The 11,800-nt window shown below is 62.8% G+C and carries 16 protein-coding genes; 10 read left to right on the top strand and 6 right to left on the bottom strand.

Annotated elements, in window-relative coordinates; all coding sequences use genetic code 11:
• Positions 1-75: 75 nt before the first annotated feature.
• Positions 76-336 (top strand): type II toxin-antitoxin system HicA family toxin, encoded by a 261-nt coding sequence (locus ACO2RV_RS24405; RefSeq protein WP_423296803.1) that lies wholly within the window; start codon positions 76-78, stop codon positions 334-336.
• A complete protein-coding gene (locus tag ACO2RV_RS24400; protein WP_423296802.1) occupies positions 333-662 on the top strand; it encodes a type II toxin-antitoxin system HicB family antitoxin in 330 nt (109 codons plus the stop codon). The genes ACO2RV_RS24405 and ACO2RV_RS24400 overlap by 4 nt, the downstream gene beginning before the upstream one ends.
• Positions 663-755: 93 nt before the next feature.
• Here ACO2RV_RS24400 and ACO2RV_RS24395 read toward each other — a convergent pair whose 3' ends face one another.
• The 4 genes from ACO2RV_RS24395 to ACO2RV_RS24380 all read right to left on the bottom strand — a co-directional run bounded on the left by ACO2RV_RS24395 (position 756) and on the right by ACO2RV_RS24380 (position 3,662).
• Positions 756-1,076, bottom strand: coding sequence for a hypothetical protein (locus ACO2RV_RS24395; protein ID WP_423296801.1), 321 nt, complete (start codon positions 1,074-1,076; stop codon positions 756-758).
• Positions 1,073-1,960, bottom strand: a complete 888-nt coding sequence (locus tag ACO2RV_RS24390) for a phage integrase N-terminal domain-containing protein (protein WP_423296800.1) — start codon at positions 1,958-1,960, stop codon at positions 1,073-1,075. The genes ACO2RV_RS24395 and ACO2RV_RS24390 overlap by 4 nt, the downstream gene beginning before the upstream one ends.
• Before the next feature lie 749 nt (positions 1,961-2,709).
• Entirely contained in the window at positions 2,710-3,396 is a 687-nt protein-coding gene (locus ACO2RV_RS24385) for a vWA domain-containing protein (RefSeq protein WP_423296799.1), read from the bottom strand.
• Between the two features lie 56 nt (positions 3,397-3,452).
• Positions 3,453-3,662, bottom strand: a complete 210-nt coding sequence (locus ACO2RV_RS24380) for a hypothetical protein (RefSeq protein ID WP_423296798.1) — start codon at positions 3,660-3,662, stop codon at positions 3,453-3,455.
• Between the two features lie 918 nt (positions 3,663-4,580).
• On the opposite strand from ACO2RV_RS24380, the gene ACO2RV_RS24375 reads away from it, so the two are divergent.
• Entirely contained in the window at positions 4,581-5,126 is a 546-nt protein-coding gene (locus tag ACO2RV_RS24375; RefSeq protein WP_423296797.1) for a recombinase family protein, read from the top strand.
• A 63-nt stretch (positions 5,127-5,189) separates the two neighbouring features.
• On the opposite strand, the gene tnpA is transcribed toward ACO2RV_RS24375, so the two are convergent.
• On the bottom strand, positions 5,190-5,588 hold the full coding sequence (gene tnpA / locus ACO2RV_RS24370) for an IS66-like element accessory protein TnpA (RefSeq protein ID WP_423296796.1): 399 nt from the start codon (positions 5,586-5,588) through the stop codon (positions 5,190-5,192).
• Here tnpA and ACO2RV_RS24365 point away from each other — a divergent pair.
• Positions 5,581-5,751, top strand: coding sequence for a hypothetical protein (locus ACO2RV_RS24365; protein ID WP_423296795.1), 171 nt, complete (start codon positions 5,581-5,583; stop codon positions 5,749-5,751). The genes tnpA and ACO2RV_RS24365 overlap by 8 nt on opposite strands.
• 71 nt (positions 5,752-5,822) lie before the next feature.
• Here the strand turns inward: ACO2RV_RS24365 and ACO2RV_RS24360 are convergent, their stop codons facing one another.
• The gene (locus ACO2RV_RS24360) at positions 5,823-6,854 is read right to left on the bottom strand and encodes an aldo/keto reductase (protein ID WP_423296794.1); all 1,032 of its coding nucleotides are present in this window, start codon (positions 6,852-6,854) and stop codon (positions 5,823-5,825) included.
• Between the two features lie 148 nt (positions 6,855-7,002).
• On the opposite strand from ACO2RV_RS24360, the gene ACO2RV_RS24355 reads away from it, so the two are divergent.
• The 6 genes from ACO2RV_RS24355 (at position 7,003) to ACO2RV_RS24330 (ending at position 11,638) form a co-directional block, all read left to right on the top strand.
• Positions 7,003-7,419, top strand: a complete 417-nt coding sequence (locus ACO2RV_RS24355; protein WP_423296793.1) for an organic hydroperoxide resistance protein — start codon at positions 7,003-7,005, stop codon at positions 7,417-7,419.
• Positions 7,420-7,529: 110 nt separating this feature from the next.
• On the top strand, positions 7,530-8,012 hold the full coding sequence (locus tag ACO2RV_RS24350; RefSeq protein ID WP_423296792.1) for a MarR family winged helix-turn-helix transcriptional regulator: 483 nt from the start codon (positions 7,530-7,532) through the stop codon (positions 8,010-8,012).
• A 425-nt stretch (positions 8,013-8,437) separates the two neighbouring features.
• Positions 8,438-9,106, top strand: a complete 669-nt coding sequence (locus tag ACO2RV_RS24345; protein ID WP_423296791.1) for a division plane positioning ATPase MipZ — start codon at positions 8,438-8,440, stop codon at positions 9,104-9,106.
• Complete coding sequence (locus ACO2RV_RS24340; protein ID WP_423296790.1) at positions 9,103-9,336, top strand: hypothetical protein; 234 nt, start codon at positions 9,103-9,105, stop codon at positions 9,334-9,336. Before ACO2RV_RS24345 ends, ACO2RV_RS24340 begins: the two co-directional genes overlap by 4 nt.
• A 116-nt stretch (positions 9,337-9,452) precedes the next feature.
• Positions 9,453-10,529, top strand: a complete 1,077-nt coding sequence (locus ACO2RV_RS24335) for a replication protein RepA (protein ID WP_423296789.1) — start codon at positions 9,453-9,455, stop codon at positions 10,527-10,529.
• A gap of 680 nt (positions 10,530-11,209) precedes the next feature.
• Entirely contained in the window at positions 11,210-11,638 is a 429-nt protein-coding gene (locus tag ACO2RV_RS24330) for a hypothetical protein (RefSeq protein ID WP_423296788.1), read from the top strand.
• Positions 11,639-11,800: the final 162 nt, after the last annotated feature.

Genomic DNA, 11,800 nt, shown 5'->3' with positions numbered 1-11,800 from the left:
ACTTACATCGTCACTTCCAACTGATCCGGCTATCCTGTCAGGATGGTTGATTGTGATACTGGAAAGTGATACTATATGGAATTAAGCAGGAAGCATCAGGCGACCTTGGAGGCCGTCTTCGCCGATCCCGTGCGTGCCGGAATCGTCTGGCGCGACATCGAAGCCATGCTGGCGGCGTGCGGGGCGGAGATCACGGAGGGCCAGGGGTCGCGGGTGCGCATCGCCCTCAACGGCATCCGTGCCGTGTTTCACCGGCCCCATCCGCAGAAGGAAATGGACAAGGGCGCGGTGAAGTCGATGCGGCGCTTCCTGCTCGAAGCGGAGATACGACCATGACCATGATGCATTACAAGGGCTATGAGGCCGTCGTCGAGTTCGACGAGGAGGCCGAGATTTTCCACGGCGAGGTGCTGAATCTGCGCGACGTGATCACCTTCCAGGGCGCGTCGGCCGCTGAGCTGAAGCAGGCCTTCGCGGATTCCGTTGAGGATTACCTGGCGTTCTGCAAGGAGCGCGGCGAGGAGCCGGAGAAGCCGTTTTCCGGGCAGTTTGTCGTGCGGACCGAACCGGACCTGCACAAGGCGGTTTCCACGGCCGCGCGGCGGGCGGGCGTCAGCCTCAACAAGTGGGTCACCTCCACCCTGGAGCGTGCTGTCGGATAGCTGGTGCGTTTCGTAGCGGAAGCGGCTGGGAGCAGTTTTTTAGTCAATGGCGCACTTATACATCGGGTCAAGCCCGACATAGGTGACCGTGCCTTACCGCCTTTCGTGCCAGGCGATTTCTAGCTCGTGCCCGGTTGTCGGGTGGCCGTCCTGGTCGGCCGTGTAAGGGTGCCAGAACATGATGGCGCCGAGTTTGGCCAGGTGCTCCGTCAACGTTGTCGCGGCCGTCGTGCCGCGTAGATCGACCGGGGTTTTCGGCCGCAGAAACAGACGCTCACGGCCGAGGTAGGCCGCCTGCGTCATCGCCTCGCGCACCTGATCGAGGCCCAACAGGTCGGCCGCGATCTTCTCGCGGGCCTCGGCCGTCAGCCTGCGCAGCGTCGGCAGGAACGGGGCCGGTTCCGCCGTTCTCATGCCGTGGCCGCCTTCTTCGGCCAGCGCCCGCCGAGATAGGCGTCGGTGACATCGATGCGGTTGTGGCCGAGTTCCTGGCTGACCTGGAGCCGCACGGCGTCGAGGCGGGCGCGTTCGGCGGGCGTCACCTGGTCGTGCGTCGGCCCGCCCTCGGCCGGGGCCTGGACGCCGCTCAGGGTCCGGTAGCGCCAGCAGGCGTACCAGTGCCGGTGCTTGTGCATGTTGGTGATGCCGGCGGCGAGCGTGGCGTTCTCCAGCTGCTTGCGGAAGGCGATGTAGCTGGTGCCGTTCGGAATGAGCGAGCCGTCGCCGCAGACCCGGTGCAGTTCGTCGAGCAGGTCGCGCTGGCGTTCATGGGTGACCGGGATGGCCCGGGTGCGGTTGCCTTTGCACCAGGATGCCTGCAACGTCACATAGGTGCGGTGATCGGCGGTCGCCGCGCGAAACTTGAGGCTCTCCTCAAGGCGCAGGCCGAATGCCATCTGCAGGCGGATGGCGAGCTGCATCCGCTCCGGCAGGGCGTCCCGCTTGCTGGCGCCGGTAGCCTCGGCACGGGGGCCCTTGAACGTCGTCTTCTCGCCGATGCCGAGGGCGGCGTTGTCGCGCGGGATCAGGCCGGGTTTGCCGGTCCGCAGCGCCCACCAGCGCACCCAGCCAAGCCGGTTCTTCATGGTGGCGTCGCTGATGCCGCTGGCCCGCCAGTGCGTCAGCAGCGCCTGGATGTGCTTCGGCTTCAGGGAGCGGGCGTCGGGCATCTTGTAGCCGAGCTGCCGGAGTTCGCCCGCGATGGCGATCAGCCCGCTCTGCCGCTGGTGGCGGGTCGCCCACGACCCGTCCGGCGCATGCTGGCAGAGCGTGCGCAGGCTGTAGGCGAGGTCGTTCATGGGCGGTCTTTCGTTGAATTGTTTAGTGTTGCTGGCCAACCGGATTCCCGTGGGAATGACGGTTCCGCGTTCGAGGCGCGGGAAGGCCGGGGTACTCAGGGTGTACAGTCCGTTTCGTCGTCCTTCTGCCTGTCCGTGGTGACCGCTCATCAGCGGGCACCGTTGTCGTCATGACGGTCGCGTGGCTGGTGTGTGGGTGCGGATCTCCTTGGCGGGTGTGCCTCCGGGGGCGGCCTATGCCGTGCCCGTGGGGCCGTGCGGTTGGCTGGGGTGCTGGCGTTGCCAGCTTCGGGGTTGGGCATGCGTCGGCATGTCGTTCTCTCCGTGAAATGGTAAGCCTTGCGGCGGGGGTGTCACCTTCCGGTGTCGGGCTCGAACGTCGAGCGGCGTTCGAGCAGCACTTTATGCGCCCGTGCGAAAACCGCCTCCTGACGCCGGGGCGGAGACGGTCGTTTGCGGCTCTGGTGATGGAAATATCTCGGCGGTTCGCGCCAGTGGGCCGCCGCCGTCACTACCTGTGGCTTCGCTTTGGTAGTGACGGCGGGCTCTGCCTGCCTGTGTCGATCGCGCCACGCGATCGAGCGGGAGAAGGTTCCTCCCGCACCCTCCTGTGTGCCGCACCTGGTGCGGCAATGGGAGGCTTGGTGCCAGCCTCCCATGCCCTCCGGCAGAAGGGGGGACCCTTCACCCCCTGCCTGTCGCCTTCAAAAGCAACTGGGGCGGGAACGATCCCGCCCCAGTCGGGATGTTCACGACCACATCTGCTGCTTGTAGCGGATCATGCCGAGCATCGTTTCACGCACGACATCGATTTTCCGCATGCCGCCGAGCTTGTCGTTCATCGACAGGCTGACATCGATGCAGAAGACCGTCGCTTCGCCCTGATGGGCTTCCGGTGGCTTGCCATCGACGCTCTTGCGCAGCAGCGTGTTCAGCGCCTGGGCACTTTCCGCCGGCATGTAGCAGCCGGTTTTCGTCCCGTAGCTGATGTCCCGCAGCCGGTTCGCGCTGATCTCCTTACCCTCGCCGAAGCCCACCGTGTTGATGTTCGTGCGTTGAGCGGCGGAGCGCGCCACCTCGGCAAGAACAAGGTCGGCTTCGTGATTGTCCTGACCATCGGTCAGAAGCCAGATACGGCGACGCAGCCCTCTCGGCACGGGTGCGAGCAGCGTGTTGGCTGCTCGCAGCGCCGCAGCGATGTTGGTGCCCTGGCCGCCTACGGCCTTCGGCAGGAGATCGATGGACTGTGCGAAGTGGGCATCGAACGCCGGAACGAAGGTCGAGAGGACATTCGCCTGGTGATGATAGGCGACCAGGGCGATAATGTCGGGGCACTTGATGACCTGACGCGGCGGCTTCCAGCTGCGTTCGGCGTTTTTGAAAGAAAGGGCGCGCGCATCAGCGGGCGCCCGGAAGGCATGATGTGTGGTGCTCATGGGCGCTATCTCCGCAGGAGCGGGAGGCATTTGCGCCTCCCACCCCCGCTGATCTCTCAGATCGAGCCCGCCTTCGGACCGGCCAGCCGACGCGGCTTACCGGTCTCGAAGTCGATGCCGTAGAGATAGCGATTGTCGTTCAGCGGATTGCGCACGATCGCGCCGAGCGGACCAGCATCGGTGTACTTCCAGCCGATGACATGGCCCTCAACCGGCACCACGCCATCCTTGAGGATGATGCGGAAACCAGCAAACATCGTTTTCACGGTGTCGTCCGTGAGAACAGTCGGCTTAGGCTTTTTAGGCGCAGACTTAGGGGGGATGAATCGCATGGATCCGTCTCCTGAATATGGGTTACCCGTTTCCCGGTTGAGAAACAGGTCGGCGCACTTCAGAAGCGACGGAGTTTTGGGCGGCGCCCAGGCGTGGACACCCTGAGTGGCGCCGCTCCCGCAGCCACCACCCTCCGCTCGTCACTAGGTCTCAATGCCCAGTCGGATCAACCCCAGGGGTGCAACCTGGTCTCCTAAAGGCATTGACGGCACGGCGTAGGCACGAAGCTCACTCACGAGTCATCGACTCAGAGTGGAAATTAAAACTTCCGATACTTTCTGAAAAGAGTCAAGCCAACCCAGCGGGAAACATCAAGCAGGTCGAAACACGAGCCGCGTGCAGATGTTCTTGCGTAAGGCAGTAAAAGCAAACGGCGGGCATAGAGCCCGCCGTCGCTGATGGTGATCGAAGAGACCTAGCAATATCCGATCACCTCGTCCCCTAGGTTGCACCCAAAGGGAACGATGTAGATAAACGGAGATGTTTGATTACTTGTTCCAGATACGTCAGCATTGCTGACCTGTCAAGACAAAAGCAATCAGTCTCCGTTCGCGGGCACACGTCCCACGCCGACTTCGTTCACGATGTCGGTTGAAAAGATGCAGTTCGCCGACCGCTCAGACACGGCCGCTATAGAACCCTGTTCTGATCGCCAATTGCGACGATAATGTGGCAAGACTTCTACGAAAAGGGCTAATTTGTGGCACGTGGTAAAATTATCCTTCGGGCGTGCAATTAAGACACCACGCAGCCGCTTCGGCTATGTATCATAAATTACCATTTTCGCTACAAAATTAAGCTGCTGCGTTTATTACGCTTTTCTGTAGCGATAATCCGTAGCATAATGATGCATGATTTACGGATATGCTCGCGTCTCCACCGGAAGCCAGTCCGCCGCTGCCCAGGTGGCGGCACTGGAAGCAGCCGGGGCCGAGAAGATCTTCCAGGAATCCCGCAGCGGCGAGAACCGGGACCGCGGGGAGCTGGCGCGGGTACTGAAGGCGCTGGGCGACGGTGACCTGCTGCTGGTCACCCGCCTGGACCGGCTGGCCCGTTCCAGCCGCGACCTGCTCAACATCCTGCATGAGGTGGGGCAGCGCGGCGCGGCGTTCCGCTCCCTCGCCGATGCCTGGGCGGATACCACCACGGCCCACGGGCGCCTGATGGTGACCGTGCTGGGCGGCCTGGCCGAGTTCGAGCGCGAGTTGATCAAGGCCCGGACCAAAGAGGGCCGCGACCGAGCCAAGGCCCGTGGCGTCAAGCTGGGGCGCCCGTCGCGCCTGTCCGCGCACCAGCGCGGCGAGATCCTCGCCCGCAAGGCAGCGGGCGAGCCGCTGCGCGACATCGCCCGCACCTATGGCGTGCACTGGACCACCATCGGCAAGGTGCAGCCATGAATGTGCAGCTCTCGCTCCTAGACGGCATTGCGGCGACTTTGCCCACGCCCGTCGGAACCGGGATCACCGCAGCGTTTCCAGGCCGCGCACAATCCGCAGCACTGCCTCGACGTCGACGCTGTGGTCCACGATCACCCGCCGCCCGTTCGTCGTCACGAGCTCGATCCGACCGCTGCCCTCCGTCATCAGCGGGCCGCTCGTCGCCGCGACCTCCGGCACGATCACAGCCGGAACAAATCCTGCGCTCGAAACGGGACCGAACCGCCCGGCCCGCGCGGCATCGCGCCAGTCGTTCAACTGCGAGCGTGTGATCCCGTACTTGCGGGCCGTCGCCGAGCCCAGGCGCCGCCCCGAATAGCTCTCCTCGACGATCCGCAGCTTCGCTTCACCGCTGAAGCGCCGCCGACCGCCCCTCTCAACGATCTCAAGCCGACTGATCGGTGTGCCTGTATAGATGTCCATACAGACGAATTCTCACCGCAATGCCCCAATTCTCAAGACGGCCGCCGTCGGAGGGATACTGAAATGCCGACGCCTCGTCCGCGACTACGAGCAGCTCACCGCCGTCGCCGAGACCCTCATCACCATCGCCGCCATCGCAACCCTCGTCAGGCGGGCCGTCTGACGCTTCTCAAACACGCTCTGAGAAAATGTGCGAAAGATTCTGGACACTACTCCGAGTTCTTCAACAGCCACTCAGAGCATCATCTGCGGATTGTCCCGATCCAGACGGGTGAAGTCGAGCATCCACTTCGGGTACATGCGCGGCGGCTCGCTTGCCGTATCAAGGCGCGCAACCTCTTCGGGGGTCAGCGACCACGATACCGTGTTGATGTTGTCCACAAGTTGCTCCGGCTTCGTTGCACCGATCAGAACCGAGCTGACCGCCGACTTGCGCAACAGGTAATTGAGCGACACCTGGGCCGGGGTCGCGCCGCGCGCATCCGCAATGGCGCGAACCTCGTCAAGGATGGCATAGGCGCGGTCCTGATCGAACTGGATGAAATTCTGGTCCTCGCGGCTCCGGCGCCCGTCCTGTGCCTTCTCCTGGCCACGTGGATACTTGCCGGTCAGGAACCCGCCTGCCAACGGTGACCATGGCGTCAGGCCCAGGCCCTGATCCTCGCAAAGCGGGACCAGTTCGTATTCCACATCACGGGCGACAAGCGAGTAATAGGCCTGAAGCGAGACGAATTTTTCCCAATGATGGCGCTCGGAGATGGACAATGCCTTCATGAGTTGCCAGGCGAAGAAATTCGAGCAGCCGAGATAGCGCACCTTGCCCTGATGGACGAGATCGTTCAGTGCCGACAGCGTTTCTTCCAGCGGCGTCGTGAAATCAAAGCTGTGAACGATGTAAAGGTCGATGTAATCGGTGCCCAGCCGCCTGAGGCTGTTCTCGCAGCTCTGGATGATGTGGCGTCGGCTGAGGCCGACATCGTTGATGTCACCGCTCATGCGGCCGCGTACCTTTGTCGCCACGACCGCCTTGTCGCGCTTGCCCTTCAACGTCTGCCCCAGGATGGTCTCGGACTGGCCATGCGAGTAGACATCGGCGCTGTCAAAGAAGTTTATGCCGCCGTCAATGGCGATGTCCACAAGGCGCTGTGCCGCCGCCTGATCGAGGCCGCCAACAACCTCCCAATAGCCCTCGGCCCCGAAAGACATCGTGCCAAAGCACAATTCCGACACAAGCAATCCCGACTTGCCAAGCTGACGATACTTCATGGTGGTCCTCCTTTTCCCAGGCGCCCTCAGGCCCTTTACCTGTTCCGATGCGATGCCCCGAAGGTCGCAGCGGAAGGGCTGCAGTTTATATCTTGCGCGTTTGTATCGCGGAAGATATAAAAGCGCAAGACCAAACAGGAGTTTGACCATGAAGATTCTATACCAAGCCCATGGCACTGCGACGGGTGGGCGCAACGGGCGCGCTTTCACCGACGATGGCAAGCTTGATCTGCGGCTGGCCATGCCCGGCGATCTGGGTGGTCCGGGCGGAGAGGGCACCAACCCCGAGCAGCTGTTCGCATGCGGTTATGCCGCCTGCTTCGACAGCGCCCTCGCCCATGTCGCCCGGCAGCAGAAGCTCGATCCCGGAGAGACCCGCGTTGACGCAATGGTCGGTATCGGCCCCAACGACAAGGGCGGGTTTGCCCTTGCCGTCCGCCTGTCCGTGACCGTCCCCGGATTACCGCGTGACCAGGCACAGGCGTTGATCGAACAGGCCCATGCCGTCTGTCCCTATTCGAATGCCGTGCGCGGGAATGTCGACGTGGTTCTGGAATTGCGCTGAAATTCCAGAAGCGGTCGTGACCATGTGCTTGTATCACCACTCTCGGATCCGCGTCTTGCACGGCGCGCAGATGGGCACATGGCGCTGCCGGGATCAGGGGGGCGCGTGAGGTGAGCCAGAGTTCTTCATCCGTTTCGGCCGCAGAAGCGCCGGAAGAGCAATTGCACCTCGATCAGCAGTTGTGTTTTCGGCTCTACGCCGCGTCCCGCCTGATTACACGGCTGTATCAACCATTGTTGGAGCCACTTGGGCTGACATATCCGCAATACATCGTGCTGATGATCCTGTGGGAAGACGCGCCCTGCCCGGTGTCTCATGTCGGCAGACGTGCCCTGCTCAACACCAACACGCTGACCCCGCTGCTCAAGAGGCTGGAACAGCAGGGTCTCGTGCGGCGCCAGCGCAGTTGCAAGGATGAGCGTGTCGTCGAACTTGACCTGACCGAGGCCGGAAACGCGCTTCGGTCCAGCTGCGCGCGCGTTCCTGCAGACCTCATTGAAGCGGTTCATTTTCCGCAGGAAAAGGCGAGGGATCTCGAGACATTGCTGGATCTTCTGCTTACGGAATTGCGTGGCGGCGACAGGATGGATTGACTAGAGCGCTTCGGTTTTAACCTGGACGCCTCCGGAGTTTTAGCGAAGGCTGGCGCCCAAGAAAATTCACGCCTGTGCCGCAACGCTATAGCGCTACAGCGCCACATCTGACCCGTGTTCCCATTAACATGGAAACCCATGTTCATAGGTTGCGAGCCTGCCCATTCGGCGCGACCGATTCAGCGGGATGTCATGGCGGCGCCCACCGCGCCGGGCGGCTCCGCTCACTACGGCGCTATTGGGGAGCGCGTTCGCTCCGCCACGCATTCTACCCCGTCCGCTGAAGTGGAAACCTAGGTTCCTAGGTTGATGTCTTTCTGGTTACATGGGTTCCCGGAAAGATGGCTTCCCCTGTTCCCGGTTACCTAATTTTCATCTTAGCGTGGAATCCTGGTTCACAGGAAAACAGGCGAAAGGGAGCAGTCATGCCCTACATAATCGGGGTCGTGTCGCAGAAGGGCGGCGTCGGCAAGAGCACCGTCTGCCGCCTGGTCGCCAGCGAATTTGCCCGCATGGATGGCGGCACCTGGGACGTGAAGATTGCCGACCTGGACGTGTCGCAGGCCACCAGCTTCCACTGGATGCAACGGCGGCACCGGCACGGGGTCACCCCGGAGATCCGCGTCGAGGGCTACCAGCGGCTTGAGAAGGCCATCGAAGACGCCGGGGACTTCCACGTCATGGTGCTGGACGGGGCGCCGCACGCAACGTCGCAGACGCTCAAGATCGGCTTGGCCGCCGACGTGGTCGTGATCCCCACCGGCACCGCCCTGGACGATCTCGAACCGGCCGTCGCGCTTGCCCGTGAGCTGGCCGCCCACCAGGTCGAGACCGCCCGCATCGTATTCGTGCTCAGCCGCACCGGCGACAGTGACGCCGAGGTGGCTGAAGCGCGCGGATATCTCGCCAAAACCGGATTCCGGGTCGCCGAGGGGTGCCTGCCGGAGCGCACGGCGTATCGCCGCGCCAGCGACCTCGGCCAAGCCGCCTCGGAAACCGCCTATCCCAGCCTGAATGGCCGAGCGAAGGCGGTGTTCGAATCCATCGTCGCCACCCTCACCAATGCCAACACCAAGAAAAGGACCGCCGCATGACCGCGCTCGCTAAGCCCCCTAGAAACCCCGCCCGGACCAAGGGCGAACCCGATGTCGTCACCTTGATGCAGAACCTCCAGAAGGCCCCCAGCACCGGCACGGTGCAACTGCCGCTGATGGTTCCGGCCCAGCTCAAACGCGAGTTCAAGAGCTATGCCGCCGACAAGGATTTCACGATGTCGGCGCTGTTCCAGGTCATGTGGGAAGAGTACCGCGCCAAGCACCCCTAGGAACCGGGAAACATGGGAACCTAGGAACATGGAAAGCGCGGTTCCCATGTTTATCGTCTGCCCATTCGACGAGCAGGAACGCCGACAACCCGCCTGAAACGGTCTAACCTCACCGCATGGAACGTCCCGACGAATCGCTCATCAAGGATGCCGATCTGCGGCAGGAGCTGGAGCGTCACCGCCAGCGTACCGGCGGCGGCAACGGCATTTTCTTCTTCGAGGTCCGGGCGCTCGCCCGCAAACAGGAGGAGCGCGACGCCGAGCGCACCAGGCGCGCGGCCGAGCTGGCCGCCCTGCCGCGCGAGAAGCGCCGCCGCGCCGTCGTGCGTGAGGTGTTCGAGAGCGCCGCGCCCAGCCGCACCGACATTCGCCATATCCATAGCGTGCTGGCCGTCTGCGGCCTGCCGCACGAACGTCAGCCCCTCGATGTGCGCGAATACAGCCGCGAGCAGGGGCGCATGGCGCTGGACGTGTCGGCGGGCTTCCTGCGCGACCCCAACGGCCGCAAGTTCCAGCAACCGCTGCCCTTCGGCCCCAAGGCCCGCCTGGTGCTGATGCACCTGTGCAGCGAGGCGGTGCAACAGAAGTCGGCGGTGATCGAGATCGCCGACACCTTCACCGGCTTCGTCCGCGACATGGGCTTCTCCACCGACGGGGGCAAGCGCGGCACCCTCACGGCGTTCAAGGAACAGCTGAACGCCCTGGCCGCCTGCTCCATGCGCATCTCCGCCTGGGACGGCAACTCGGTCCGCACGCGCAACATCACGCCGCTCGAGCAGGTCGAGCTCTGGCTGTCCAGTGATCCCGACCAGCGTTCACTGTGGCCCAGCACGGTCACGTTCAGCCCGCAGATGTTCGAGAGCCTGAAACAGCACGCGGTGCCGGTGAACGCGCACGCCATCAAGGCTTTCGCCGGTTCGTCGCGCAAGCTGGACCTGTATTTCTGGCTCGGCTGGCGCCTCAACAATATCGAGACGCCGCTGCATATCAGCTGGGATGCCCTCAAGCCTCAGTTCGGCAGCGGCTTTGGGCGAGACCGGGATTTCAAGGCAAAATTCGCCGAGGAGCTGGGGCACATCCTGGAGGTCTTCCCCAAGTTACCCGCCAAGCTGACCGAGGAGGGCCTCAGCCTCCAGCCTGCCGGTCCCGACGTGCTGGCCCTGCCCGCTCCGCGCCCGCTCAAAAAGCGCTGATCCTTCAATCACATTCCTCTGCATTCGCAGCGAATTAGCAACGCGGACTTGGTCGCGCCCCGACCTCTCGCATGTCCATATGATTCAATGTCTTACACATATGTCAACGCGGACTTGGTCGCGCTTCAACGCGGACTTGGTCGCGCCAGACGCATTTTCAACGCGGACTTGGTCGCGCTTCAACGCGGACTTGGTCGCGCTTCAACGCGGACTTGGTCGCGCCCTCTATATATAGATACAGAACACTTCAGAACATTATCAGAACACCTCTTCAGAACACTCTTCAGAATTTTCAGAACAAGCGATCTCGAAAAATTCGGATTGAAGAAGGGAAGCCATCGACCGGCAACGCCACGGATCGCCACAGGTGGGCGCTGAGAGGGTTTTGATGCATCCGATGAGGATATTGTCGAACAGAACCACGAAACGCCTCTACGCCCATCCTAGGCGACGTAGAGAAGGGCTCTGGCTCACCAAGGGAATTCCCCCATAGGCCGTCAGGGTGGGGGAAGATCGCATAGGCTGGTCCGGCCACAAGCCCCGCGCGTGCCGCGCGCCTCCGGTAAAGGGCTTGTCCCCGCCCCTTGCCTATGCGCCGGCATCCCCACGACGGCGGCTCCGAGGGAATTCATTTCTGGTCGAACTCCATGAACGGGGTATCGTGTGACGTTGGTGAGCGCATGGAGGCCGTGAAGGTCCGTTCCCTGCGCACGCACCATCAGCTGCGCGAGCTGACGAAATGCGATGCCATCCTCATTCACCGCCCCGAAATCGGCTCGGCCTATGATGAGCAGGTCGAGGAGCTGAAGGAATGGATCGACCTCACCGCGTTTGTCCTGGCGACGGAGATCAGCGGGGATGACTGCGGGGAAGGCCGCCGCCGCGAGCTCTACAACGACGTTCTCGCCTGCGTGCAGCGCATCGAGAAGCGCGGGGTGACCGTCCTGGCCGGTGTTATGGACGCTCCCCAATTCCGGTTCCCCGACTGGCGCGTCGCCGTTGTGTCGCTGACCCCGAAGCTGACCGATCCGGGGGCGCCCAAGAGGCGGTTCATCCTGGTGGACAAGCGCTGCGTCGCGCTTGGGCCGGATACGCCCTGGACGTTCTAGACGGCGGCCGCCAGATGGATGCCGCATATCCGGGCACTTACATCGTCACTTCCAACTGATCCGGCTATCCTGTCAGGATGGTTGATTGTGATACTGGAAAGTGATACTATATGGAATTAAGCAGGAAGCATCAGGCGACCTTGGAGGCCGTCTTCGCCGATC

The sequence above is a fragment of the Ancylobacter sp. VNQ12 genome (assembly GCF_049445835.1).
Lineage (GTDB): Bacteria > Pseudomonadota > Alphaproteobacteria > Rhizobiales > Xanthobacteraceae > Ancylobacter.
This window is presented reverse-complemented; position numbering and strand designations above follow the sequence as displayed.